Origin of the sequence: Aetokthonos hydrillicola CCALA 1050 (genome assembly GCF_017591665.1) — a bacterium.
GTDB classification, from domain to species: domain Bacteria; phylum Cyanobacteriota; class Cyanobacteriia; order Cyanobacteriales; family Nostocaceae; genus Aetokthonos; species Aetokthonos hydrillicola.
On the sequence record NZ_JAAKGC010000024.1, the window covers coordinates 77892 to 102051 of the forward strand.

At 42.8% G+C, this 24160-nt stretch carries 30 protein-coding genes; 10 read left to right on the forward strand and 20 right to left on the reverse strand.

Going from position 1 to position 24160, the window contains the following annotated elements; all coding sequences use genetic code 11:
• Positions 1-228, forward strand: a 228-nt coding sequence (locus G4P69_RS14750) for a C40 family peptidase (protein WP_208350456.1), incomplete at its 5' end; no start/stop codon positions are given.
• Between the two features lie 49 nt (positions 229-277).
• Positions 278-592, forward strand: a complete 315-nt coding sequence (locus G4P69_RS14755; RefSeq protein ID WP_208342395.1) for an SH3 domain-containing protein — start codon at positions 278-280, stop codon at positions 590-592.
• Positions 593-609: 17 nt separating this feature from the next.
• On the opposite strand, the gene G4P69_RS14760 is transcribed toward G4P69_RS14755, so the two are convergent.
• From G4P69_RS14760 to G4P69_RS14805, 10 genes are all read right to left on the reverse strand, one after another.
• On the reverse strand, positions 610-5700 hold the full coding sequence (locus G4P69_RS14760) for a glycoside hydrolase family protein (protein WP_208342394.1): 5091 nt from the start codon (positions 5698-5700) through the stop codon (positions 610-612).
• 38 nt (positions 5701-5738) lie between these two features.
• The gene (locus G4P69_RS14765) at positions 5739-6011 is read right to left on the reverse strand and encodes a hypothetical protein (RefSeq protein WP_208342391.1); all 273 of its coding nucleotides are present in this window, start codon (positions 6009-6011) and stop codon (positions 5739-5741) included.
• Positions 6012-6019: 8 nt separating this feature from the next.
• On the reverse strand, positions 6020-6805 hold the full coding sequence (locus G4P69_RS14770) for a hypothetical protein (RefSeq protein ID WP_208342389.1): 786 nt from the start codon (positions 6803-6805) through the stop codon (positions 6020-6022).
• Between the two features lie 231 nt (positions 6806-7036).
• Positions 7037-7315 carry a restriction endonuclease subunit S domain-containing protein gene (locus tag G4P69_RS14775; RefSeq protein ID WP_208342387.1) on the reverse strand — a complete coding sequence of 93 codons (279 nt, stop codon included), beginning with the start codon at positions 7313-7315 and terminating at the stop codon, positions 7037-7039.
• Between the two features lie 98 nt (positions 7316-7413).
• Positions 7414-8001, reverse strand: coding sequence for a hypothetical protein (locus tag G4P69_RS14780; RefSeq protein ID WP_208342386.1), 588 nt, complete (start codon positions 7999-8001; stop codon positions 7414-7416).
• A gap of 2 nt (positions 8002-8003) precedes the next feature.
• Positions 8004-8717 carry a phage tail tube protein gene (locus G4P69_RS14785; protein WP_208342385.1) on the reverse strand — a complete coding sequence of 238 codons (714 nt, stop codon included), beginning with the start codon at positions 8715-8717 and terminating at the stop codon, positions 8004-8006.
• Positions 8718-8824: 107 nt separating this feature from the next.
• Positions 8825-9589, reverse strand: coding sequence for a ferritin-like domain-containing protein (locus G4P69_RS14790; RefSeq protein ID WP_208342384.1), 765 nt, complete (start codon positions 9587-9589; stop codon positions 8825-8827).
• A 1-nt stretch (position 9590) separates the two neighbouring features.
• On the reverse strand, positions 9591-9935 hold the full coding sequence (locus tag G4P69_RS14795; RefSeq protein WP_208342383.1) for a phage tail protein: 345 nt from the start codon (positions 9933-9935) through the stop codon (positions 9591-9593).
• A 4-nt stretch (positions 9936-9939) separates the two neighbouring features.
• Positions 9940-10611, reverse strand: a complete 672-nt coding sequence (locus G4P69_RS14800; protein ID WP_208342382.1) for a phage minor tail protein L — start codon at positions 10609-10611, stop codon at positions 9940-9942.
• On the reverse strand, positions 10611-11276 hold the full coding sequence (locus tag G4P69_RS14805) for a phage tail protein (RefSeq protein WP_208342380.1): 666 nt from the start codon (positions 11274-11276) through the stop codon (positions 10611-10613). The genes G4P69_RS14800 and G4P69_RS14805 overlap by 1 nt, the downstream gene beginning before the upstream one ends.
• Before the next feature lie 17 nt (positions 11277-11293).
• Between G4P69_RS14805 and G4P69_RS14810 the strand changes: the two genes are divergently transcribed.
• Genes G4P69_RS14810 through G4P69_RS14820 form a run of 3 tightly spaced genes read left to right on the forward strand, consistent with a single transcriptional unit; the run spans position 11294 to position 15044 of the window.
• Positions 11294-11857: a tail assembly protein gene (locus G4P69_RS14810; protein ID WP_208342375.1), complete on the forward strand. Its 564-nt coding sequence runs from the start codon at positions 11294-11296 to the stop codon at positions 11855-11857.
• Between the two features lie 2 nt (positions 11858-11859).
• Complete coding sequence (locus G4P69_RS14815) at positions 11860-14136, forward strand: host specificity protein J (protein ID WP_208342373.1); 2277 nt, start codon at positions 11860-11862, stop codon at positions 14134-14136.
• Positions 14136-15044 carry a hypothetical protein gene (locus tag G4P69_RS14820; protein WP_208342371.1) on the forward strand — a complete coding sequence of 303 codons (909 nt, stop codon included), beginning with the start codon at positions 14136-14138 and terminating at the stop codon, positions 15042-15044. Before G4P69_RS14815 ends, G4P69_RS14820 begins: the two co-directional genes overlap by 1 nt.
• Position 15045: 1 nt before the next feature.
• Here G4P69_RS14820 and G4P69_RS14825 read toward each other — a convergent pair whose 3' ends face one another.
• Genes G4P69_RS14825 through G4P69_RS14840 form a run of 4 tightly spaced genes read right to left on the reverse strand, consistent with a single transcriptional unit; the run spans position 15046 to position 16684 of the window.
• Entirely contained in the window at positions 15046-15483 is a 438-nt protein-coding gene (locus tag G4P69_RS14825; RefSeq protein ID WP_208342370.1) for a hypothetical protein, read from the reverse strand.
• A gap of 16 nt (positions 15484-15499) precedes the next feature.
• Complete coding sequence (locus G4P69_RS14830; protein WP_208342368.1) at positions 15500-15910, reverse strand: FHA domain-containing protein; 411 nt, start codon at positions 15908-15910, stop codon at positions 15500-15502.
• Positions 15911-15947: 37 nt separating this feature from the next.
• Complete coding sequence (locus tag G4P69_RS14835; RefSeq protein ID WP_208342366.1) at positions 15948-16142, reverse strand: hypothetical protein; 195 nt, start codon at positions 16140-16142, stop codon at positions 15948-15950.
• Positions 16142-16684, reverse strand: a complete 543-nt coding sequence (locus tag G4P69_RS14840; protein ID WP_208342364.1) for a glycoside hydrolase family 108 protein — start codon at positions 16682-16684, stop codon at positions 16142-16144. The genes G4P69_RS14835 and G4P69_RS14840 overlap by 1 nt, the downstream gene beginning before the upstream one ends.
• A 104-nt stretch (positions 16685-16788) precedes the next feature.
• On the opposite strand from G4P69_RS14840, the gene G4P69_RS14845 reads away from it, so the two are divergent.
• Positions 16789-17340 carry a helix-turn-helix domain-containing protein gene (locus tag G4P69_RS14845; protein ID WP_208350458.1) on the forward strand — a complete coding sequence of 184 codons (552 nt, stop codon included), beginning with the start codon at positions 16789-16791 and terminating at the stop codon, positions 17338-17340.
• Here the strand turns inward: G4P69_RS14845 and G4P69_RS14850 are convergent.
• The 4 genes from G4P69_RS14850 to G4P69_RS14865 are packed head-to-tail and all read right to left on the reverse strand — an operon-like array spanning position 17293 to position 20206.
• Entirely contained in the window at positions 17293-17667 is a 375-nt protein-coding gene (locus G4P69_RS14850; RefSeq protein WP_208344282.1) for a hypothetical protein, read from the reverse strand. The genes G4P69_RS14845 and G4P69_RS14850 overlap by 48 nt on opposite strands.
• Positions 17667-18056, reverse strand: coding sequence for a helix-hairpin-helix domain-containing protein (locus tag G4P69_RS14855; RefSeq protein WP_208344283.1), 390 nt, complete (start codon positions 18054-18056; stop codon positions 17667-17669). The genes G4P69_RS14850 and G4P69_RS14855 overlap by 1 nt, the downstream gene beginning before the upstream one ends.
• A gap of 13 nt (positions 18057-18069) precedes the next feature.
• Positions 18070-19380, reverse strand: a complete 1311-nt coding sequence (locus G4P69_RS14860; RefSeq protein ID WP_208344284.1) for a hypothetical protein — start codon at positions 19378-19380, stop codon at positions 18070-18072.
• A 22-nt stretch (positions 19381-19402) separates the two neighbouring features.
• Positions 19403-20206 carry a hypothetical protein gene (locus G4P69_RS14865; RefSeq protein ID WP_208344285.1) on the reverse strand — a complete coding sequence of 268 codons (804 nt, stop codon included), beginning with the start codon at positions 20204-20206 and terminating at the stop codon, positions 19403-19405.
• A gap of 76 nt (positions 20207-20282) precedes the next feature.
• On the opposite strand from G4P69_RS14865, the gene G4P69_RS14870 reads away from it, so the two are divergent.
• On the forward strand, positions 20283-21476 hold the full coding sequence (locus tag G4P69_RS14870; protein ID WP_208344286.1) for a hypothetical protein: 1194 nt from the start codon (positions 20283-20285) through the stop codon (positions 21474-21476).
• Entirely contained in the window at positions 21469-21765 is a 297-nt protein-coding gene (locus G4P69_RS14875) for a hypothetical protein (protein ID WP_208344287.1), read from the forward strand. The genes G4P69_RS14870 and G4P69_RS14875 overlap by 8 nt, the downstream gene beginning before the upstream one ends.
• Here G4P69_RS14875 and G4P69_RS14880 read toward each other — a convergent pair.
• On the reverse strand, positions 21762-21977 hold the full coding sequence (locus tag G4P69_RS14880; RefSeq protein WP_208344288.1) for a helix-turn-helix transcriptional regulator: 216 nt from the start codon (positions 21975-21977) through the stop codon (positions 21762-21764). The two genes, G4P69_RS14875 and G4P69_RS14880, sit on opposite strands and share 4 nt — an antisense overlap.
• Positions 21978-22083: 106 nt before the next feature.
• Between G4P69_RS14880 and G4P69_RS14885 the strand changes: the two genes are divergently transcribed.
• Together G4P69_RS14885 and G4P69_RS14890 are read left to right on the forward strand one after the other, a co-directional pair.
• Positions 22084-22284, forward strand: a complete 201-nt coding sequence (locus G4P69_RS14885) for a hypothetical protein (protein ID WP_208344289.1) — start codon at positions 22084-22086, stop codon at positions 22282-22284.
• A gap of 55 nt (positions 22285-22339) precedes the next feature.
• On the forward strand, positions 22340-22645 hold the full coding sequence (locus tag G4P69_RS14890) for a hypothetical protein (protein WP_208344290.1): 306 nt from the start codon (positions 22340-22342) through the stop codon (positions 22643-22645).
• 9 nt (positions 22646-22654) lie between these two features.
• On the opposite strand, the gene G4P69_RS14895 is transcribed toward G4P69_RS14890, so the two are convergent.
• Positions 22655-24145 (reverse strand): terminase large subunit domain-containing protein, encoded by a 1491-nt coding sequence (locus G4P69_RS14895; protein WP_208344291.1) that lies wholly within the window; start codon positions 24143-24145, stop codon positions 22655-22657.
• Positions 24146-24160 lie beyond the last annotated feature (15 nt).

A 24160-nucleotide genomic window follows, 5' to 3' on the forward strand; every position in this document is an offset into this window, starting at 1 on the left:
GATGTAATACTCATGTGCATTGTGGGCGATCGCACTCACCATTGCGCCATACTCCTAGACCCCTCAACCGGGAAAGCGCTGCACAACTTGGGTGAAGGACGACTTAGTGAGGTATTTATGTACGGCGGGTATTGGGTGGAGAGAACACGCGCTGTAATTCGATACTCACGGCTTGAGCATAATTCACAATTTCCTTACACAAACTTCAAAGCTCTTACTGATGTATAAATTTATATTTTTCATGGAAGCTAGATTAAATACGATTAATTAAGCAGTTATGAAAAATTCTCAACTTATTGTGAGCGCAGTTATATTAGCGATCGCCACTACTGGAGCGACTATATTTACTTCTTTTCCTGCGAAGGCAGAAACGGTTTGTAAGGTCACAGATCCAACTGGAACCCCATTGAATGTACGTATATCGCCTAACGGTCAGATCACAAGCACAGTAAAAAATAATACAGAAATTTATATCTATGAGGTTGTGTATGATGAGAAAAACCAATCGTGGGCTAAAGTAGGCTTTGAAGGTAAAGTTTGGGGTTGGGCATTTAGAGAATTTATCAGCTGCTATCAAAATCAGCGTGGCTAATTGCTTCTAGACATATACTATTTATTTAAAGCGCCGCCTGGACGTTGTTGCTTTAGTAGTTCTTCAACCACCACACCGCGAATTGAACTTTGCAGCCGTGGCACATCAACCGAGGTTTGGCTATTGCCTTGTACGGTGACAGGGATGTTGATCGTCATTCCTCCGGTTCCTTGTTCTTCAGTACCACCATTAGAATTATTCAAAACTTTTCCGCCATTAGCAAAATTCAAAACTTTGTCTAATCGCAGTTCTTGAAATCTCTTAGCTTGCTCGACTGTAAGCACCATCTCGCCTGGGGTGAGTGCAGCAAGTACTGGGTTGCGACCAGACGCAGCGCGTTCTCTATTCAAAGCATCAGATACAGCTTTCACGCTACCACCTATTGCGTAGTTAGGGACAGTACCCCCTCGGTAAAAGCCAAGTAGTCCAAACAAACCATCACCACCACCAAGCAAACCATCAAGCAACCCACCGCCATCACCAAGTACAGAGCCAGATCCACCACTTCCTTTACCACCACCAAACAAACCACCACCACCGAATAAACCTGAAATAAGTTTATTAACTGCTAACTGTGCGAGTTGGTTGGCAATGTTACCAATCAAATCTTGAAATGCTTCGCTTGCAGATTTTGAGCCAGTAATAATATCAGTAAAGAAAGTTCCAAGGACGTTTTTACCAATGTCTTTCAGGTCTTTGCCAAGTGTTTTTACCTGGGAAGAAATATTTTCTAAATTAATTTTATTTAGTGCTTCAGCATTCGTTTTCATCGTAGATATTTCTTCTTGGGTGTACTCGTTGGAAGTGTCCCGTGCTGCTGCAATTTGTTGCTCAATTTTTAGTAACTCTTGCTTGTATCTGATTTCTTCTTGCATTCGTGCGGCTTCTGCTTCCATTGCAGAGGCTTTGTATTCGTCGCCGCCACGATTACGGAGGAGAGTGGCTTGCCCTTGAAGCACAGAAGTACGGCTACTTGTCAATCCTGATTCTTTAGATAACGCCGCTTCCATATCAGCAAGTTTACCTTGTTCAATTGCTTTTTTCGATTCTTTTTCTAAAACTTCAAAGCTGTTTTTAGACTGAATACCGATTTGCTTGATTTGATTATTTAACCTTGATATCTCTGCATCCAGCGATTTGATTATGTCGCTGGAACTGTCTACTTTTTGTTCATCTATTAACTTTTGACGGGTAACTACTAAATCATCATATTGTTGTTTAAGTGGTTGCAACTGCTTTTGCTCTTCGCCTAGTAGATTAATCTTTGATACTTGCGCCTGTAACTCAGCTTTTTGCAGAGCGGTTTTTGCTTTAGATATTTCTAAATTTATGTTTGATATTTGAGTGCTACGCTCCAGATCAGCACTCTCCATCTGTTGGGTTCTTTGGAGGACAGTTTGTGCCTGCCTGGATTGATTTTCTAGTACTTTTAAGTCGATTCCACCCTTTTTAGCGGCTGCGTCAATTTTAGCCGTGTTTTCATCAATTTCTTTATTTAATCGTTGAATTTCTTGAGAGTCTGCTTTTAGTCCTCCCTTACCCAGCAAATAAGTTTTTCGTTCATTCAAATCATCAAGGGTGTTTTTTAGCTCAAGGATTTCAATTTTGACTTTGTGCGTAGCTTCCTCTTGGGCGATCGCTTGCTCAAGTTTCTGCTTAGTTGGCTCCGAAGTGGTAAGTGATTCTTGTAGTTTTAGTGAGTCAATATATTGTGCTGATGAACGGTTCAATTCATCAATGGTTCGCTGCCTAGTTTTAGCTTTTTCTGCTTGCTTATCTGCCGTGGATTCCGTTAATGTAGCGTTTTCTAATTCAATTTTTCTTAGTTCTTTGTTCTCTGCGATAAGTTTGTTCAACTGACTGATACCCTTGCTGTAATCTGTCCCAGCTTCTTTAGCCGATAAAGCTTGTTCTTTGCGAATTTTTTCATCGCGTAATTTCGGGTCTGGTTCAGTTTTAGCAACCTCATCTTGCCGTCTTTTTGATTCAGCCAGCACAAAATCTTTTTTCTCACGCGCTCTAACTAAATCCTCTCTCTGCTGCTTGTACTTGATATCTTCCTCATCATATTTACGGTTAATTTCAAACTCTTGTAAATTGCGCTCTAAAATCTTTTTCGATTCACTATCTGGAGCGTCAGCAAAGCCTAATTGAAGTTTAACTTTTTGTGCTTTGTAGTCCGCGTCTCGCCGCTGAGTCTCTAATTCTCGCTTTTGCTTAATGCTTGCATCTTCGGCTTCATGTGAGGCAGCGTACTCGGCTGCAATTTCGTTATATTTTTGTTCGGCTAGCTTTCGCCTGGCTGTTAACAAATTACGTTGGTCTTCCTCGGTTCCACCACTTGCAAGCGTAGGACTGGCAGCTTGCTCCTGTGATGCAGGAGCTGTTGATTGTGGTAAAGTGTTTACCGACTGAGTACTGCCCAGCGACTGACTCAAAAACAAATCCCTTTCAGCCGCACGCCGCCGTGTTAACCCTGGCAATTCCCGCTTCACGCCTCCGTATTCACCTTTATTCCACCGCCCAAACTGTGCCGCTGCACCTGCGTAATCACCTGCATTAAGCAACCGAAGCAAGGTGCTGTTCTCCAATGCTTCGTCACCAACGTTGAAAGCAAATGAGGTTAGCGCATCCATCTGATTATTGTTAAGCGGGACTGTCGCCATCCTCTGCACACGCTCCCGCATACTCTGCAATTCCTGTAATAAGCGCTCATTAGCTTGTTCTACGGTTAGCCGCTCACTTTGAGATTTAGCTTTAGTTCCAAAACCGACCGAATATTGTGTTCGATCCCAATACGGGGTAGCGGCAAAACCCTCGGCTTGCTTAACTAACTGCACCAAGCTATCAGTAAGACCGGCTTGCTGGAATATCGCTTCATTGCGACCCCGCACAACGTCACTCGCTTTACTTGAAAGTCCCGCACCTGTGGGCAAAATTCGCTGTACTTGGTTTGCTATTTCCCCCAAAAATCCACCCGCACCCTGTACCTTGCCAACACTTACACCTTGAGCCGCATCTGCAATACCAATACCCTGCCCTTCTTCAAATACAAGCTGTTTAGCTCCACTTTGTTTCAATGCTGCACGGAAGGTATTAAACTCTTGCTGAGTAGCGAAAACAACACATCCTGCACTACCAGGTGCAACTGTTCGATTTGCATCAAGGTGGAAGCCAATGTTGGCTCGTTGAGTGCGGAAAGTGGGGTTAATTGGTATAAAAGTACTACCAACACCCGCGCCCATACCAGGCACTTCGCCCCCAAGTGTGTATCTACCGTATTCAATCGGAGCCATCGACCCAGACGCTGTAGTGCCACCTCTGCCAAATTTATTTTGTGTGCGGCGCTGCCCTGAGTTGGCGTAAAAAGTCTGCCCATCCGGCATAATAACGGCTATCTTTTCAAGCCCGTATTCGTCATACTGTCCAGTACGCCGCATAGTTACTTGTCCCGTGATGCCACCTTTTGAACTACTAGCACCGCCACCAAATAAACTCTGCGCCCCAGCAATTAAAGTTCCGAGATATGGATTGCCGGATGATCCGCCCGAAGATGAAGGAACTTGATTTTTTTGCCCATCGTACCCCAACATCTTGCCAATAGCTTGCATGAAAGGGGGGGCATTTTTACCGTACAATCTATCTTTAAAATCAGCTTGCTGTTGCGTCATGTCACCAAACAAGAAATTGGTAACAGGATTGTCTTGTTTGGTTCCTATACCAACTGCTTTCATTGCCCCACCAAGGGTATCACGAACTGCAATTGCAGCATCTTTTACCCCACTGGTAAATTTAACAATGTAGCTAACTAAAGATGCAGCGCCACTAACAATACTGGCAATTTCTTTTCCCAATTGAATACCACTATTAACGGCATCTTGAATAGCTCTAGGATTTTCTTTTAAATATTCACCTAATTGCTTTGAGAGAGCAACTAGTGCAGACATAGCATCACGAACTAATTCATTTAATGCCTTTGATAAATTTTCGGCGATTTCAGGATTTTGTTTAAAATAATTGGCTAATTCTTGAGTTTGTCCCTTCAATTCAGCCATCAAGTCTTTGTTGTTAGTTAATCCACTAACTAGCTGTCCTAAAAAGTCCGTGACTAACGAGAATAAAGGCTCAAATGCCTGCCCCAACTGTTTTTGAAACTGATAGAAAGTATCACTGACATTGGATAGCTTGCCTTCGAGGGTTTGGGCTTTATTTGCCATGCCATTAAAGTACACACCGCCCTGTTCAGTCATGCGGCGCATAGCTTCTTCCAAAAGCTGGAATTTGATTTTGCCATCAGATGCTAATTGAATAACTTCTTGCTCTGATGCTCCGAGCATTTTGGCTAGTTCGGCTCGTAATGGGACACCACGACTTTGAAATGTTTGGATATCGTCATTGTGAATCGTTCCAGCGAGGCGGGCGCGTCCATAAGTCCCAACCAAATCATTGAGATCTGTGTTTGCACCTGCGGCTACATCTCCAATGGTTTTTAAATCTTTGATGATTTGATCTGGCTTTGCACCTGCGGCTAGGTTTTCTGTTGCTGCTTTTTGTAAATTCTTCAGTTCAAATGGTGTGGTGGCAGCAAACTTTTCCAAGCTGCTAACAAACTTATCAATTTCCTTCTGGTTGCCTTGAAAAAAAGTTTTTAAGCTCGATTCAAACCCTTGGAAGTCTTTAGTAACATTGAATATAGAACCAGCAAAATTCTGTACCGCCCCAACAGCAGATTGAATTGCACCAGTGATTGAATTGAAAGCGCCAACGCCAGCACCGACAAAAGTCCCACTGAAAATATTCTCGATTACGCCTTTGAGGGACGCGATCGCATCTTTAAATTGGAGGGCAAAGGATTTTCCAGCACTTGCCCCAGCGCTCGCAGCTTGAGATGCAGCATTTTGCAATCCAGGCAATGGTGTACTGGTGTTGAGCCTCCCACCAAAAGCACGGTTTATTTGCTGCTCGATATCCCGCGCTACTTGTGAGGCGTAAGCGCGGGCTGAATTAAGCTGTGCTTGTAGTGCTGTTTGGTTAGCTGTTAGTTGTAATTCGAGTGTGCCAAGGGAACTGCCAGAAAAACCGAGGGGGCTACCACCAGAAAAGGTCATTTTATGTAATATTGATTATGTTGGTAGAGTTCCCCTTATTAGTTGACCAATTCTTCTATCTGACTTTCAATATCTGCAAACGCCCCTAATACCCGTGGTGGGATAACACCAAGCGATCGCAACTCCAAATAAATATGAGCCGTTTCCTTAGACATTGGTAACTTTTTACGCTCCTGTATACTGTCAGGAAATGGTAGAAACTCCTGCATTGTCACCTTACCCGACATATCAAGCATCTCGCCTATCTTGGCAACAGCTGACGCTTGTACATTGCTCTGTAGTTTGTACTGCTTGTACAGGCTATTGACCATCTCACGTATTACCCAACAGGGGACGCGGTGGAAGTGTCGCCGGTGGAAACTGGGGTCTGTGACTCCGAAGTATTGGATGGTAAAGTAGCATTCACGGTAGAATTCGCGCTCTTTTTGGGTGGCTTCTTGGTATTCCCGAAACCTTTGGAGCGCTCCCCCAGCGTTACTTCTTGTCCTGGTTCAACTGTAATCATTGGCAATTCAGCCCATTCGCGTTCTTCTCCCAATGCAAATGCAGCGATATGTCCGTAAATGTTTTCAGGCAGCTTGCGTACTATTTGCCTGATGACCTTCTCCCTAGTAACATCAGTTAGCCAATTTTCTTCAGGTATTGTCATTAGTAAGGCGCACTGCTCTTTTTCTAGAGAACATCTAAAAGAAGCTTTTAAGTTGTCAATATTTTCCAAAACCCATTGTGGAGCAAGGCGCGATCGCAGTATCATCACTGCAACTTCTTGTGATTGCTTTTCTATCAACATATCCGGCTTTTTAATTCGGCTTAATTCGTGTTGATATTCAATTGCGAAGGCGAGTAGTTTATCAACTTCTTCTTCACTTTTTCCGCCATTCCCTTCTAATGTTTTACGAATAAGTGAAATTGCTTCAATTTTTGAAATCTTTTCTTTTTCAATAACAATATCTGCAATTTCCGCCAATGGTGCAATTTCTTGAAACTGCACATTCCGGATTTTATCTGCCATGTAATCTTTTTCTTCTGGATTTAAACCGCCCATTTTCGGCAATGGAAACCCAGCTATATTAACAATTTCAGGCACTCCCCAAGGATTCTGCATAATCTATTTTGATATCGTCTAACGGTGAAAGTAAACGGGTATATGTGAGGTTTTTACGGATAGATTCAGGGATAACAATCGAACAGACTTTATCGCCATTCAAACTATACAAAAACATAACTTCTGGCAATCCTGCCACAAAATAAGCTGCACCACAAGTTAAAAACTCAGGGTGCAGCTTACAGTTAAGAAGAGATACAGTATGCCCGGAAGAGTGTAAGTATTTGTGTATCAAGAAGCTGACGGCTCAACAAGACTTTTAATTTCATTTGTTGTACTTCTAATGCTAGTAGTAACATCAGCTAGTTCGCTCAAAAGAGAATCGGGTACATTTCCCGCAACTTCTTGCTTCAGTTGCTCAATTAATCCTGTTTGCTCGGTAACTTTAGCGTCCAGTGCTTGAATTTTGTCAGCAATTTCTTGTTTTTCGGCGGACGTCGCTTGCTTTAACTCAGTGATCGCAGTATTTGCATCATTTATTTCAGCTTGTAATTGTTCAATTGAAGCCATTATTCTACTCTCCAGTTGTTTTAGTCGTTCAAGGATTGTTTGAAAAAACCACTCCAATATTCTTCCCATCATCCAAATAATTACGAATTACGAACTATTTATGGCGATTGCGGAACACGCAAATTGGTCAAAAAAGTATCCATATTAATTTGTACGGGCTGTCCATCAGTAGATGCCAAATTAATAGTTTTGGCAGCATTAGTAGCCGTTCCAGCCGTACCGCCCAGCGTTCCACTGTAAGTATAAAGAGTTACGTTTAAACCAAGAACAGAACCAGCTTTAGTATGAGTGACTTTCAGTGCATACAGTGTGGGTGTTACAGCAGGTGGGTCAAATGTCAGTGTCACCGTACCTGAAGCTGTAGCGTTGTTGTTGAGAGTAATGGTGTTGTTGTCCGTCTTCGCTGTCACTGTGGTGGATGCAGCAATGCCCGTACCCGTTACCACATCGCCCACTTTCACTCCGCTAAAACCGTTGTTGGTAGTCGTCACTGTATTGCTGCCACTAGTTGTGGTACTGCTTGAAACAGTAAAAGCAGGGGGGTCGGTTGAAGCTAGGTTGATTGGGATAAAAAAAGAATCTTCTTGTGATGTATCAGTTTCTACAACGGTTCCAACAGAGATTGCTGAGTTGGCGGCATTTGTAGTTACTAGTTTAGGGCGGGTTAGTTCAAGAGTTATAGCCATGTTTAAAAGATATTAACTAATGCGGGTGGAGTGTAAATATAGGTATCACCCTGAACTTGGGCAGAACACGAGAATGCCCGCTTATCCTGCACTTGCTGTGTAGGCGATGCCGATTCAAGTAGCGCCACACCCTCATGCGCTTCACCACTGGGAAAAAGCAGGTAGAAGTAAAATTCACGCCCCACATAAGCTTTGTCGTAGGCGATTTTCCGTAGAATAGTGCCACCGCGATCGCCATAAATCAAGTTGAAATTCAATTGCATCTTCTTGGCGTTCCCGGTTGTCACTTTTTCCATTCCTATCCCAGAAAGATAGTTTGTGGTGTCAACGTTTTTAATTTCCGGGCTAACTGTAGCATCTGTACACCCCGCCACAAAAACCAATGCTTTGGTGGTAGCGGTCGCACCATTGCCGATGCTTCCTGGTAATGGTAACGTCTGTAGTATGGTGCTTCCTGCGGGTGCGGCATTGGAAAGTGTGGCAATCACGCCAGAGAAATTAAGCAGTGTCCCAGCGTCCAGAAGTACGCTTGTTGCTTGTACACTCAAGGATTCAGCAGAAGCCGCAGCAGCCGCAGTTGTTGTAATAGTATAGCTTGGCACATTACGATTAGTTACAGTCACAGCGCCTACTTGCTGCGTGGGTAATTCACCTATTTGAAAAGTAATACCAAGCGTAGTTTCTACTACATTGGCACGGTTGATTGTTTGTGGCATCGATTTTTATGACTTTTTGGTATTGTTCCCCGGGAAATGAAGGAAGAAGTTCGTAGGAAGAAGTTCGTAGGAAGAGGGAAGAAGGATGATAAAGTTAGAAATAATTTCTAACTTCTTACGAGCGCAAAGAACCACAAATCAACCAAAACCGCAGGAGCGCAAGACCTCACTTTACATTGCCACTTGGCTATTTCTTGTTGAGGAGATGTAGAAAATTGCGTGAGTGTTGACTTGAGGTAATCAGCGTGATGCTGTTCGTCTTTTACGATTTGAGATGCGATCGCACCCAGCGGTGTGCCTGACTCTATTTTGGCAAGGGCTAAATAAAATTGTTCTGTTTCTTGTTCCAAAACGTGCATAAAAGCTAGCTTATCTGCCCAATCAAAACTATCAGCACTTTTACCGTCAAATAATAGCTTTGCAGATAAATATCGTTGACTAATGCCGTCAAAATTCTCAAAAATTCCTACCAGTTGTTCTCCCAACTTACAAGAATCCCATTGCAAACGGATACCCTTTGTATTGATGTCAGTATCAACACAATTTAATAGTTCTTCTCCATTGCTACGTTTAATGCTTATAAATTTTCCTTTATCTGTTTCACGAATAGAAAATCTTTTGCGAAAATAACGTTCATTTTCTGACGCTTCATGTTGAGTGCCATTAGCTAAAGAATCCAGCATTCTGCCGTGATGCGCTTCTTGGATGGCATGGTTGTTAAGCATCTGTGCTAGATCTGGAGTAGGAGAGTTAGCCGCAAGCTTTTTACAAAAGATGCTTACTCCATATTCTAGTTTGGAAAGTTGCCTGATGAATCGCTGCTTTCGCCGTAATCCTATATAAATAATAAGGTAAATAATCAGTTTTTTCATATTAAAAAACTTGCTTAAATGTCGCACTAATTTGATGACCAGGTAAACCTAGTCGAGTCAACGTCCATCCTTCACAAGTAAAAGTTTTTCTTGTTATTCTCAAGCCGTTATCTGGACTCCAAAAAAATGGCGACACTCCAGAGAAAACCCGCAATTGATTTAACTTATCTTGGGCGGTATTGGGGGGCATTGCAGGCGATCGCACATCCCACTGTTCAATTGCTCCTGTTGTCCCCTCCACCACAACTTGCTCGTACCCATCACCTAGTTTAGTTATGGTGGCTGGTACGGTAACTTTTTTGGTGGCTTCCCAAGTGGGTGGTAATTCTAAGATTGCTATCGGCATAGTGTTAACGGTAGGTGTTTAGTCCAGGCGCACCACCAAAAGGTAAATCAGTATACTGCCCAAATCGGCATTCACAAGCGGGTAGTGATTTGGCGCACTGGTCTAATACTGGGTTAGCAGTTGCTTGATTATTTAAAGTAAACATTCCCCCCGTCCATCCACACTCAGTACTGCGGTATCGCCACGAACAAGATCGTAGTAGTGGACGCGCAGGAAGTGTCACGCCTTCTACATCAAAAGGGCTTCCCAAGCGGAATTTCACAGCTAAATAAGTTTCTTCCACCATCTGCTCAATGATATATTGCTGTTGTGGAAGTTCTTTAATGGCTGCATTTGCGTTTTGTTGCCCATCTAAGAACTGCTTTTGAGTGACGCGCCGCAACACCGTAGAGCCTTCAAGTCTGTAGTTAGCATTAGTTTTGCAGTTGTACAGCAAATCACTAATCACACGCCCAATATTAGAAACAGTTAGCTGTGGTGTTGGGATTGGTCCTTGCCCAATCAAATCGAATCCTTCACTTTCACAACCAATTGCTTGATAAGTTATCCCATTAAAAATAACATTTGTGAAGTTACAAATGTATAATGTTTGTGATAACGTGACTAGATTCCACCCCGATATTTCAAATAATTCAATTGGTGAATCGGGATTCAAGGAGGTAATAGAATCAATCATTAAAATCCAGTTAAAGTAATAATATTGCTACTTAAGTTAAATGATGGGGTATCCCAGTCAGACCTGCGCTGAGAAAAAGACAAATATCTCCCAACGCTTGTTGGTGTATATTCAAAAAAACCTCCAACATTTATATTCTTTATCCAAACTCTTTCATCAAAACTGCCAAAGTTTAGATAATTATTGAATCCAGGCCACTTATGCACTTGAATAATTCCTTGCCCTGTATAACCAACCCCATAATTAACAAAAAACTTATAACTATTATTAAAAGTAATAGGTAGAAATTCCAAAACTTTAGCGTTGCAAGCAATTCTAAAAAAGATTGTGAATCTCCTCACCTGAGTGATACGAGCACTAAAATTACCTGCCCCTATACCCAATTGTTGTATCTGCCACTCTGTGCAGATATAGAGTTTCCCGTCGTCAGTCACGCCGCCATCTAAACTTACGCGAAAAGGTTGTCCACAACGTGTTTTCAAAAAATCATCGACTTCTTGAAAATTATAAATATTGACATTAATATCCCAACTGGTAGTCAGGGGATTAATCCCAACAAAATCTCGTTGCTCTGCCCCAGCTTCACCATATTTAGTCTTGGCAACCCAGGATGCTTCGTTTTCTGTATTGCCCCAAGTTGGTATTAAGGGAAGTATAGGGTACATACTGTAGTTCGCAATTTATGATTACTGTTATTTTGTGTGGGGAGTTGGCCGATATATTTACAGAAGCAATTGAGGTAGATGTTAATAGTGTTGCCGAAGCGATCGCCGCGCTTCGTGCCAATTTCCGTGGATTTGCAGCTTACCTATACGAAGCTGCCTGTAGGGGTGTTAGCTATCAAATTAAAGTTGGGTATCAAGAACAAGAAATTGATGATACCCAGCTTTTTAGTCCAATGAGTAAAAGGACAAATATACTTCGTATTATTCCCGTAATCGCGGGGGCGGGGACTGTTGGACGAATCATTGGTGGTGTGGCACTGCTGGGGCTGGGGTTAACGGGTGTGGGATTTTTAGGTATTTCTTCTACAGCACTTGCGCTAACTGGTGGTGCAATGCTTTTGAGTGGTGTTTCTTCACTGTTTGGGCGTCAGGCAGCACCAACAGAAGCTAAAAAATCCCTTACCTTTAGTGGTTCGACAACTACGGTCAAGGAAGGGGGGCGAGTCCCGATAGTTTATGGCGTGGTTGTGGCTGGGATGTACGTTGTCAGTGCAAGAATAGTATCTTACCTAACTACGTAGTTATGCCCAAGAAAAAACGAAATCTATCAGGTGGAGGCGGCGGTAAAAATAAAAAGCCCAAAGAAGAGCCGGATAGTGGGCGCAGTGTCTCCTATGCCCAAATGCTAGGCATAGTCAGTGAAGGGGAAATCGAAGGACTTGTTAATGGGGCGCAAAGTATCTATTTTGATGAAACCCCAGCCCAAAATACTGATGGTTCATCCAACTTTACCAATTTTAGTTGGGATTGGCGAAGCGGAACACAAGCCCAAGATAGGTTACCGGGCTTTTCCGACGAAATCACCTTGGAAACAAATATCAATTCTGAAATCAAGCAACCACTACCCCTAACTCGTTCTGTTACCAACGCCAATCTTGATATAGTCCGCGTGCGGCTTGGGGTAGTGTTGCAAGAATACCCTCCCAAGGGAGGGGTATTGGGACTGAAAATTCAATTTCGCATTTACGTAAAGGAGGGGAATGGTGCGTTTGTACTACGTCTAGACCAAACCATCAAAGGTCGATATTCAGCGCTAACTGAGTTTGAATACAGCTTTCCAGTCAATAACTTAGGCGGTACGGTTAGCGATTTTTCAGTCAGGGTGGAACGTGTAACCCCTCAAGACAGTGATACTACACGCTACCAACGCACTTTGCAGTGGCGTACCCTAATTCAAGCCACGGAAACCAAATTGCGTTACCCTAACAGTGCTTTATTTGGTTTTCGTTTTGACGCCGCTCAATTCCAGCAATTGCCGCAAATCTCACTCAAGCTTGCGGGTCGAAAAATCGCCATCCCCACCAACTCCACACCCACGGCTACGAGAGGGTTAACATACAGTGGTATCTGGAATGGCACTTTTTATACTCCAAGTGTAGCGATCGCAGACCCTGTGTGGATTCTCTACGACCTCATCACCAATTCCCGCTACGGCTTGGGTCGCTACATCAACCAAAGCCAAATAAATAAATGGGCTTTGTACGAAATCAGTCAGTACTGCAACGAGTACGTACCCAACGGTGAAGGCGGCATGGAACATCGTTTTCAATGCCACGTACTGATTGAAGGCAAGGGAGAAGCGTATAAAGTTATCGAATCTCTCCGGTCAATTTTCCGTGGTTTCTCGTACTGGATGAATGGCGCGATCGCATTTGCATCCGACAAACCTGCTTCACCCGTCGCCCAGTTCACCCAGGCGGATATTGAAAATGGGATGTTCTCTTACACTAGAACCGGCTTGAAATCCCGTCATACAATTGCGCTAGTAACTTGGCTCGACCCCGACGACTTTTACAGGCAGACAATAGAAACAGTTGAAGACCCCGATGGCATTGCTAAATATGGTGTCCGTGAACTGGAAATGACCGCTTTCGCCTGTACTTCTAGAGGACAAGCGCACCGTGCAGGACTGGCAGCTTTGCTTACAGAACGCTTAGAGACGGAAACTGTAACTTTTCGTGTCCGGGCATATGGCGCTTACACCAAACCAGGCGACATTATCAGAATTTCCGACGCAAAACGTGCCGATATCCGGTACGGTGGGTTGATTGTAGCATCAACTCTTGACTCTGTAACTTTAGATAATCCAGTAGCATTAAACACTGGTGAAACCTACGCCTTAACTGTAATGATGGCCGATGGCACGGTAGTTGAGCGTAATGTTACCGACCCACCAGGCTCCTACACCACCCTTCACCTTAATTCACCTTTAAGTGAAACACCTCCACTAGAGAGTAACTGGGTATTAGCTAGTACCACTGTACAACCCCAACTCTTTCGGGTGCTCAACCGCTTACCCGCACCTGGGAGTACAGAAATGCTGCACGAAATCACGGCTTTAGAATACCGAGGGGATAAATATAACTTCATTGAACAAGGCTGGTCACTGGTAGCACGCCCTACAATCAATAGAGTACCCTTGGTTGTAAATGTTCCTAGAAATATATCTTTGTCTTACCGTTCCATTTCCATTAACAATGGAGCATCTTTTAGCTATACATTAGATGCTTCGTGGCAATATCCTTTAAACAACGGGCAACGCGACCAATTCATTACCAGTTATTTTGTGGAATATAGAAAAGGTGATGACGGCGATTGGGTGGAAACGCGAACTGTTGACAGTACCAGCACGCAATATGAGGGGTTGCAGTCTGGGAAATATTACGTGAGGGTAGCTGCCATAGATATTAATGGCAAGTCTTCGCAGTGGGCAGAATCCTACCCACTGACTTTCACCTCGGTCAATTATTCGGCAGTATTTACGGACCAACAAACCTCTATTTTTGCAACTGAATTCTGATGAGTGTTCCTTATGTCGCAGGCGATGGTTCTATTCGCCAACGTAAAAATTCTTCTGGAAATGGTACAAGTGACGACCCCGATATATTTTCCTTTTCTGACCAAGGAACCTATGACCGCTTGGGGACAGCTAGTGATTCGCCCATCACCACCCCTACCGCCACAGGCACACTTGGTGCCGTGATTCGTGGGCTTTGGCAAAATATGTTAGGGGCTGCCAGCGACGCTTCTTCTAGTACAGGTTCCATTCATGCCAAATTGCGGAATTTTGCCGACGTGATTGGCACGGCAGCCGATGCCCTTTCTACTACAGGTTCAGTTATGGCGCGGTTGCGTACCCTGTCTGAAGGGCTAGGAACTGCCAGTGACGCTTCTTCTAATACAGGTTCCATTCACGCCAAACTGCGATCGCTCATCGCTAATACGGTGGGTGCAATTGGGGATGCATCCCTCAGTTCCGGTTCCTTGATGGCGATGGTGCGATTTTTGGCTGAGTCAAATTTTGCAGAATCACAAACAAGTAGTGCCGTAACAGTTGATACATCACTTACAACCGTCATCACTTTTGATTGTCGTGGGAAGTCAACGCTAGGGGTACAACTGCAAAACACTGGGACTGTCGCACTTTCAGCTTTACAGGTGCAAGCACGATTCAATAGCAGTTCTGGTACATACTATACTATTGCATCCACCAACGCCGATTTCACCACCAGCAATGGTAAGCAAAGTAATAACGGTAGTGCCGAAATCATTAACAGTGGTGTGAGTAGCGGTACTATTGTCGCACTTAGCGCCTCGACCACAGCTTGGTTTCGGATGCGATGCGATGGCATGGACTCAGTGAGAATCCAAGCCCAAGTAGCAGCGACATCCACCACGATGCTGGCTTATGGAATTGCAGAAAAGTGAACTACCCTACCTTTTCAAAATGAGCTAATTTTCGTTCTAGTAAATCCATTTTACGCAGCATAACCGATTCAGTATCAGTTTGCTGAACTTGCGCCGATAGTCTCCATATTTGATTTCTTAAATCATCAACATCTTTTTGAGTGTTTAAAAGTAAATCTTCAAAAGTACGCGCTCTGGCGATATGTTCTAATAATAATTTTTCTTGGCTTTCTAAAGAAGAGATAATTTTTTCTTCTTTCCTAGCAGCAGCTACTTGTAAAGAATTATCTTTTTCGGTTTTCCATGTCAACCAAACACTAATAATTGCCACTAAGAAGCTTAATACACCTATTGTTTGTAAGAATATGTTCCAACTACTAAAAGGAAGGTAAATCTTAAAAAGACTTTTGGCCAACCACATAAAAGATGCAGAAAATATCCATGTAACGATTAATGACAACAGAAATTTTTCGTACTTAAGATATTTTTGCAGTAAATGTTTTTTGGTACTCTGGAATTTCATTTTCTTCTTGCTCGTCATTGTGGTATTTAAGAATAATTTCCTGACATCCTAAATAAACAACATCATTATTTTTTAAGAACATAGATTCTACCTTTTTACCATTTACATAAATTCCATTTGTGCTTTTGTACCTACCCCAACCATCTATAATTAAGTATCCAGCACTATCTCTGTATAAAGTGCAGTGAAATCCGGATAACTTTAAAATTGATTGTGGTAAGACTATTGGTATTACTGAGCTACTAAATGATAGTAAAACTTCTTGACATTTCTGTTTATTCCTGCCAATTATGTAATGGTCAGACAAAGAATATTTTGTTAAGTAATCGATGTTGTTAATTGTAATTGTTATTAGATGTTTCATATGGGGTAACTGTTAACTGTCAACCGTTAACAGTTCACTAATCTTGTTTTTTATCCTCTTTTCCTGAAGTTTGCGCCAAGCCTGCTGCTCCGGCGATCGCGGTGGAAGCAACTCCCAGTCCCGCTGTCCATTTTGTATCACTTAAATCCTTTGTAACTAGCATTCCAATCGCTATAGCACAACCAATAGACGCCAAAAATAAAGGGGTTACAGCGTTTATTGTTTCTTTCATTATTCCACCCCCAAATACTTTTTCAATTGGTTAAGCCGATTCAACCAACCTTCAAGAAAACACGCTTGACTACCTACACCCCAGCATCTATAAGAATGCTCCCTATTATCGAAGTAGTTAGAAAGTAGCCTATCTTCTCCACTTTGCTTACTTAGCCAGTAAGCAAACTCGTTAAGGGTTTGGTGCCCCACAATCCCATCAGCCTTTACTCCAAGGCATTTTTGCAGGGTTGAAACACCACGTCCACTGTTGACTTGCCAGTCAAAGACAGCGATCGCCACCCTACGAGTGAACTGATTACAACTTGCTCCAAGCCAATACTTATTCCTATAAATATCTTTGGCTTCCTCTAGCTTCATATACCTCACGTTTTGAGGTGCCAACCCTTTGCTCCGGCGGTACTGGTCATATTCGCTGTGGATTATTCCATAATTTGTTTCACCACCAGTGTCAGTGGGGTCATTGGTATACCCGCCTTCAAATTGCAGAACCAAGTTTAGAGCGTCCGTATAATCTTTGTCTGTTGCGCTTATAAAATTCATATACGTAAGTATTTATTGATACATTGATTTAAGTAATCTAATTTTTCCCACACAGAGTAATCTAAATATCAAGGGTTCTTAATTGAGGAAGTCCGTGGAAGTCCGTGGAAACACAAATTGATCGCTATCCAGTTTCAGAGCTAACCACTAGATACAATGTGGGCAAGTCAAAGCTTTACGCCGACTACTTGGCGCAATGCAAGATAAAACCGGCTAAAATTCAAGGACGCTCTTATGTTTTATCCGAGGACTTGAAGCGATTGGATGAATATCACGTGGCTCAGGGTTTGGGGGAGGAGGCGATCGCACAGTTTCTCCAAACCTTGCCAGACTCAGATGATGATAGTGCTTTGGTACACACAAATATTACGTCTGTTTTACAAAACGAATTTCAGGCTTGTTCTGGCGAGATTATGGCTTATTACCGGATAGCTAATTTAAGCCAAAAATTTCTATTAACAATTCAAGAAGCTTCGATTTTATCAGGGATGCCCAAGGCAGAAATTAGACGTGCCATTAAAGAGAAAAAGCTTGCAGCAGTAAAAATGGGAGCAACTAAGGTACGTCAGATCGATTTGCAAGAGTACATTGAATTCAAGTTTCAAACCTTAACCCAAGCAAATCTTATTCCCTCGGTTTCCACCACTTTTAAATAAAATCCCTGTGTAAGGATATAACCTAGCTCGAATTGCGGCTAGGTTTTTTTGTGGGCGCAGTTGATACCCGTCTTTATCAATATTGCTGGGGTCAAGAGAGATACATTCAAACTCTTCTAGAATTGTCCCAACTCGTTCGGTTTGTGACGGCGAATCATTGATGAGTGCGATCGCGTTTTGTAATGCTTGCCTTACTGGCGTATTGCTATTAAATAAATCAGGTTGCAGACGAGAACTACCCTCACCACCAACCACAACAGTAGTATCGCGCTGGGTAATTTCATATACCTCGAATAGTAGGTTTATTTGGTGGTCGGTGAGTGGCATTAAACTGTTGGTGTCTCAAGAGTGTTAACTTGATAACTAATTTGTGAATCTAGCGTTGTCCAACTGACTCCAGGAATTTTAGCAATGAGGTCTTCAACTGTTTTGTAGGGTCGTCCATCCCGCAATTCTTTTGCTTGGGCTGTGGATAAACCAAGGCGTTCGGTTAGCTCTTTGAGAGATGCGGAGTTAACCATAATAAACCCCGCTCCAGGTGGCTGGTTGTCAACTACCGGGGAAAAAACCTGTGTTTTTTCTTCTTCCTTGACGGGTGGTGGTGTGATGAGTATCGGTGGTGGTTCTCTACGATAGCCCAGTGCCAAGAAATCATTTTCTCGTCCTTCCAGAACTTGCGTCGGCATCCCGTATTGAGGTTCGTACATTATTGGCATATAACAATACCCTTTACAAAGAAAGAATTAACCCGCATTTACGAAAATCTGTGATTTTGCTCCCAGTCAGCATGTATGCGGCATTGCGTTCGCTGACGGTTCCCAAGTCATACTGTCCGGTAAAGACTTGAATGCTTAACTGAGTAACTGGGTCTGTAATGGAAGCCGCCACCGCACCACTACCACGACGTGGTTCCGCAATCCGACGTGTTGCCATAGCAAGCCCCTCTGTGTGGTTTACGGTACTCACGCTGGGGATGGTAGGAATGCTAAATACATCTGTCCCAGGCGTGATGTCGCCATATCCCAATTTAGTGCCATTAGGGGCATAGGGAACAAGGGTAATTACGTTGCCACTGACTCGCAAAATCACCCCAAATGCTGTAGCTTTAGTATTAGTGCCAATTCTGGCTATTTGCCCAACCCCAACATTTTGGAGTGCTGTACCCACAGTTAAGGTAAAGTCTACTGCCCCAACGTAGGTAGTAGTAGCATTATCAGCATACAGAAAAGCTGTGTTTGCTGCGACTGAAGCGATGGGCAAGGTTCCTTGGGTTCCAGTAACAGTATCAAGGTCAGTTACGCCTGTTTGGTTGCCAACCGTATTACTTCCGCCAACCATAAATCCGTAGCGCTCGGTAAAATCGCCCAGTTGTAAACCGCGTTGTAGAAGCTGCCCGCCGCCAATACTAGTGGCAGCAAAACCAGTAACTACCACGCTATCACCAAGGAAAGCACCTTTGGCAGTAGAAGAGATGATGGCATAACGGTTAGTTGACGGAACATTTTCTTTATCTAAAAAGACGTTAGCACCACGCAGCCCTTCATTATTGAAGTTGGTTAAGTTTCCACTGCTATCCACACAAGCTGAAATTGCGATGGGGGGATGGTCGCCTAATGATACGTTTCCTGTAGGGGCAATATTCCATGTGCGGAATTGGCTATACATATAACTATCGTTGGGTGTAACGATAGCATCAGCAATTTGGTCTGAGGTTTCGGCTAGATAACGCTCCATTGTTTGGTTACTGTCATAGCCATAACTCAGAAAACCATCTGTCCACAACCGCTCAAGTTTCACACTCCCTGCAAAAAATTGAGCTTCAGTGAAAATGTAAGGAGCAACACGAGGGTTCAAGTCAGTTGCCGTGCGGCGTTTAGGACGACGAATTTTTACATCATCACCACGTTCAAACGCCCCTGGTTCAAAGTCCCGCACGGCAACGCGGGGATACATAGCAGCTAGATTTAACTGTGTAAGGGCACGTTGCGCGATCGCGGTTTCAATTAAAGCAGAATTAGACGAAAATGGCGGAGAAGGCATTTATGAACACGAAAATAACTTTTTAGCTAGGTTTCCCATATTGCTTTTCAAGCTCGGATACCAATGCTTTTTGTGCTACCTCGTCTGTACCGTACTGATTGTAAATATCTTGGGCGCTCATTCCTTCAAAATTGTACTGTGATGGTGTGGCGCGATTTCCTGGAGCGCCATCTGTCCCCGTACCACCGCGAGGTACGGCAAAGTGAGCAAAGTCTGTTTCCAGCATTTTAGGTAGGATGTCCTTGAATTCAGCTTTAGTCGCGTCACCAAATTTATCGACACCTTTGACAAACAAGCGATCGCCTTCTTCTACCAGTAGTCCACGTTTTTCTAGTAATGTGAGCAAGTCTTCTTCAGTGTTGGGGCGTACTGTGCCCAAGCCACGCATCGTATTTAATACATCGGTTCGCATCTTGGTTTGACGGTCGGCTTCACGTAAAGCTTTGGTTTCTTTGTCGCGTTCGTCAAGCTGAGTTTGTAGTGCAGTTAACTTACTTTCATAGTCTTTCTTAATTTCGGCAAGTATTGCTTCACGTAACTTATCTGAGTCGGAATTGTCACCCGCAGTATCGTTTTGTTCAGCTTCGTACTCCTTTTTTACTTCACTGATGAAATCTAGTGAAGGCTTAATATCTTTGAGTCGTTCGTCAAGTAGACCAGGTATAGAATTTGACAGCGTAGTGAATGCCTCTGATAGCTTTTTATTGTCGTGCTGCTGTTTTTCCAGTTGCTCAGTTAGCGGTTTTACTGCTTCGCCAAACACTGAGGTTAATTGCTCTTTTACCGTGTCAGCTATGGCTTTTTGGATTTCGGGGTCTAGGGGCATAAATCTGTGCGCGGGAAATTTAATAGCGGTGTTTTTAATATTCCCCGTGAGCAAATTAGGAAAATTAAGAAGTAAATTGAGTGAATCTACCTTTAATGAAGCCAAAGTAAGCCGAGATGAGAAAGGTAGGTTTGCTCCAAAAGATGCTGCCAAACAAATCGCATCAAAAACTAAAAGAATAAAAAACAAAGAGAAAGATTTTGACGCACTACTAGAAGAAGTATTTCAGGAGCAGTTCAAACTCTATAAAGAAGATGGATCCTATAAACATATTATTCTTAATAATGGTAAAAAATATGACGAAATTTTAAAATCACACGGTAAAAAAGCTGCTGATAAAGCCTATGAAGATGCTATACGTGAATCTGCCAAAGAGATAGTTCAAGAACTCAAGAAAAAAGCTGTCATTGAAGATGAGAGAACAAATATAAATAAAGGTAAAAACAAACAATTAAAACGCGAATTATCAGCTTTTGAAAGATTTTATCCACATTTAAAATATCAATCAACACTTCAAGAATTTAAAGACAAAAATCCGGATATAAATTTGTTATCTCGTCTTGATGCAGAAGAAAAACTAGATAAACAGCTTAGTCACGATTCTATAATGAACCGTGGGGAAAAACACATTCGTAAACTTGATACTAAATTATTTAGAGCTAAAAGTGAACAAGAAAGATTAAAAATTATGGAGGATTATCGTGCCGGATTAATTAAAAATGGAATGCCGCGTCAAGATGCTGTCATGATGGTTAATTCTAAAAGAATCGAATCTTCTCGACTTGGTGCAGATAACGAAATAATAGCTTCCTCCGCTACAGAATTTTACCAAATTGCTAGGGGTGCAGGAAATTCTACGCTAGACACTTTGAAAGCTAAATCATTCAGAGCTTATGCTAATAAACAAGATAGAGTTATTGATGTCGGCGTTTTTGCCGAACCAAGAACTGTATACCATGAAATGGGGCATCACATTGAATACGAAGATAGTAGAATTGCTACGGCCTCTCGTGAGTGGCGTGATAAACGAGCAACGGGAGTTGAACAACCATTAAATAATTTAGTTAAAGATGGGCGATACGATGATGATGAAATAGCCAAGCCAGGAAATTACATTAACCCCTATGTTGGTAAAGTTTATCGTGATGGCTCTACAGAAGTCATTAGTATGGGAATAGAAAGATTTCACTCTAGCCAATCAATGCTAGATTTTTACAATGAAGATAGAGAACATTTTCAATTTATTATGGGAGTGATACGACGTGATTAAATATGAAATTAAAGCAAAAAATGACACTATTTATGTTTCTTTAAATGTTAATTCTCCTAATGAAAGGGCGTTGTTAACTTATGAAGGCGATCAGGACGTCGTTAGTGGTTTTAAAGAATTTTTAGAAAACGCCTATGGTGCTTTTGGACATACCATAGGACAAGCAACATCAGCAATTGATTTACATTACGCAATGTCCAACCAACAGCAGTTTCAAGCAAGGTTGATTGAAGGACAAGACTTAGTTACAAAATACGATCCAGAAATACCAGATGGGGCGGTGACTTAATCAACTTCTTCGTATAAATCCCAAGGCAAACAATTTAAAGCTTTACAGATTTTAGCAACACGGACTATCTGCTCAACTCCTGTTCGCTCATGTTCCCAATTAGCAACAGTCGTTTCTGTCGTTTCCGCTAAATGAGCTAATTCCTTCTGCGTTAAACCAGCAGCTTCTCTCAACTCAGTAATTTTAAGTTTTATCCGTTTCTTTTCTGCCATAGATATCTTGACTAAAGACTCATGAGTACATAATAACCCTAAGATATCTTATGGTAAAATAATAATGAGGGTAAAAATTGTATCTCCCCTCAAAGGAAACAACTAAATGACTCAATCAGGCAAAAACAATGGACATCAAGATGATTACACGCCATCAAAAACCCACGAACACGCGGGGGCTGATGTATATATAACTACCGATGAACAAAGCGGAGAAAGGACTATTTCCTATGGAGACGATATCCGCGAAGAGATAAAAGAAAACGAAGAGGACGAAGAAAACCAACAGGAGGATAACGAAGACTAAGTAAAATAGTAATCAGCCCCAGATGCAACCTGGGGCTGATTCAACTAAATGACTTATGACCATCATACATCCTGTTTACTGGCAAATTTACATTCGCAAGCCTGACGGCTGGTGTTGCAAAACCGGGGCTGTCTTTTACAATCCCAACAACCAAGCTGTTGACCCGGATAATTTCTGCTCTCTTTACAATCTCACTCATGAAGATGTGATTATTGAGTTATTTCGACGGTATCACGGGAAGCTAGGATATTATCTAGCAAACTTGCGCGACAAACAATATCATTACTGCGGCTTAGAGTTTAAAGACGTAAGAACAAAGTTTCTAGAATTGGGTATTGGTAGGGTTGACCCAATTAAATGACTCCTAGTTTTACGCTGCTAATCCTCGAGCCTTGCGCTTATCCACTTTGCGATCGCGTGCTTCTTTCTTAAAGGGATAAATCGCGTGAATCAAGTAACCTGCTGCATCAGACAAGTGAGAAAGTAGCGGGTTATCCGATTTATTGATACTTTCTTCATTCCACGTCACTTGCTCGAAGTCTTTCACCAGATTTTCGCAGTTGGCGAAATGCACAAAACAGCGATTTTGGCGGAACAACTGGTTGACTGAATGCACGCGGTTAACAACGTAGGGGTTACTATCAGCAAACTTCCGCACCAAATACCCTCTACCGCGTTGCTTGGCTAGGGGTTCTAAGCCTTGAAAAACAATATCCCAGCTACTTAATTTACTAGCAGCTGTGCGAGCGCGTCCTGTAGCATCACCAAATATTTGAATTTCTGGTGGTATGCCGTTTTCTTCCACCCAGCCTACAATTTGTTCGCTTAATTCCCAAATATCACTGTCTAACAAAAACCATTCTTGACAAAAGTGAATCTCGCCCGCTCGGCGTTGGGCTGCGATCGCTACTATGGGAGTGTGGTTAAAATCAAAGGTGAGCAGTAGGGGTAGGTTACGGTCGTACTCAAGTAACTGTGCATCTTGGTCATTTAGGCAATGGTTAGCCCTTGAGAAGTATTTGTAAATTAAGCCTTGCACCGTGTTGATGAACTGTCCCATTATTTCTTGTTGGTAGAGTTCATCCGAGTAGTTGGCTTCCAGGGATGCTACATAATCATCACCCAAGTGCTTTTTATTTTCCAGTGATGACATTGACACCATCTGGTAAATCCGTTTCAGGTCATCAGAACGGGTTGGGTCGCCGAATTTATCCCAGAGGTAGTTATAACCTGCTGGTGAGGTGGTGAGAATTCCTTGTCCCTTCAATGTGCCTGGTCCACGCCCTAAGCGCCCGTCAATTGTCAAAAACGCTTTTTCAGCAGCATAAGCAAATTCATCCCCCCAAAACCAGCGTATTTGTAAACCCCGACCTGCTTGGGTGTTTCCGGTAAAAGCCGTCGCGGAGAGGACGTACACAAATGCTCTATCTGGTCCAATATAACACCGCTGGCAGTTGGCGATCGCAAGCGCCTGGTCTTCAGGAGACTCTCGCCACGGCTCTAAGGGGATATTGAAAGTCCGGCACACTTCCACTAGTGCCAATATTGTAGCCCTCGATAACTGCCCGTAGCTATTAGCAGCTATCATGCCTCTAGCATCAGGAGCAAGCAAAGCACGGCTACACGCCCAAATTGCACCTGAATAAGATTTACCTGAACCTATGCCCCCAATTGCTGCAAACCAGCGTGGTTTAAGCGGTTCTATGGATGACCAATTGGTCAACTCCAAGAACCGCGCTTGACCACCGGGGTTAGGTTCAAAGTCTTCAAATAGCGTAATTTTACTTTCACCTTGGGCTTCTACTGCCAAGGCTTGTTTAGTCGCTTGCTCTAAATCTAGTAACGTTCCCCACCCCGCCATATTTTGCTAATATAT